Genomic DNA, 847 nt, shown 5'->3' with positions numbered 1-847 from the left:
AGGGGCCTCGGCCTTTTTTCTGCATGCCACGCAGCCAACAAGTGACCGTTGGCCGTGACTGGCTGCGAAGGGATTACGGGATCAGCGTGACACCGGTCTTGGCCTGCAGGGCCTCGAAGCTCACGCCCGGGGCCAGTTCCACCAGCTTGAGGCCTTGGGGCGTTACGTCCATCACCGCCAGGTCGGTGATGATGCGGTCCACCACGCCCACGCCCGTAAGAGGCAGCGTGCACTGGGGCAGGATTTTCATGTCTTCAGTGCCGTCTTTCTTCTTGGCCACATGCTCCATGAGCACGATCACGCGCTTGACGCCGGCCACCAGGTCCATGGCACCGCCCATGCCCTTGACCATCTTGCCGGGGATCATCCAGTTGGCCAGGTCGCCCTTTTCGCTGACCTGCATGGCGCCGAGGATCGACAGGTTGATCTTGCCGCCACGGATCATGGCAAACGACTGGTCGCTGCCAAAGATGGACGAGCCCTTGATGGTCGTCACCGTCTGCTTGCCAGCGTTGATGAGATCGGGGTCCACCTTGTCGTCGGTCGGGAAGGGGCCGATGCCCAGCATGCCGTTTTCGGACTGCAGCCACACTTCCTTGTCACCGGTGAAATTGGCCACCAGCGTGGGGATACCGATCCCCAGGTTGACGTAGAAACCGTCTTCGAGTTCTTGCGCCGCACGGGCGGCCATCTGGTCTTGGGTCCACGGCATGGTCAGGCTCCTGCTTTCTCGGTGATCGTGCGTTTTTCGATGCGCTTTTCGGGGTTGGCATTGAGCACGATGCGGTGCACGTAGATGCCGGGCAGATGGATGTCGTCGGGTGCGAGTTCGCCCACTTCCACGATC

Annotated in this window: 1 protein-coding gene and 1 pseudogene; both read right to left on the bottom strand. The window is 61.5% G+C overall.

Annotation, left to right across the window (positions count from 1 at the left end; translation table 11 throughout):
• Positions 1–73 precede the first annotated feature (73 nt).
• Positions 74–712 carry a 3-oxoacid CoA-transferase subunit B gene (locus tag DBV10_RS22450; RefSeq protein WP_124515761.1) on the bottom strand — a complete coding sequence of 213 codons (639 nt, stop codon included), beginning with the start codon at positions 710–712 and terminating at the stop codon, positions 74–76.
• Positions 713–714: 2 nt separating this feature from the next.
• A pseudogene (locus tag DBV10_RS22445) lies at positions 715–847 on the bottom strand (succinyl-CoA--3-ketoacid-CoA transferase); the annotation flags it as partial.

It is taken from the genome of Acidovorax sp. FJL06 (genome assembly GCF_003852545.1).
Taxonomy (GTDB): domain Bacteria; phylum Pseudomonadota; class Gammaproteobacteria; order Burkholderiales; family Burkholderiaceae_C; genus Acidovorax.
Note: the sequence above shows the minus strand (reverse complement) of the source record. Positions and strands in the feature narration are given on the sequence as shown.

Bases quoted from the DNA above. Each gene is read 5' to 3' on its own strand.
- DBV10_RS22450 (WP_124515761.1), bottom strand. From the start codon at position 712: ATGCCGTGGACCCAAGACCAGATGGCCGCCCGTGCGGCGCAAGAACTC.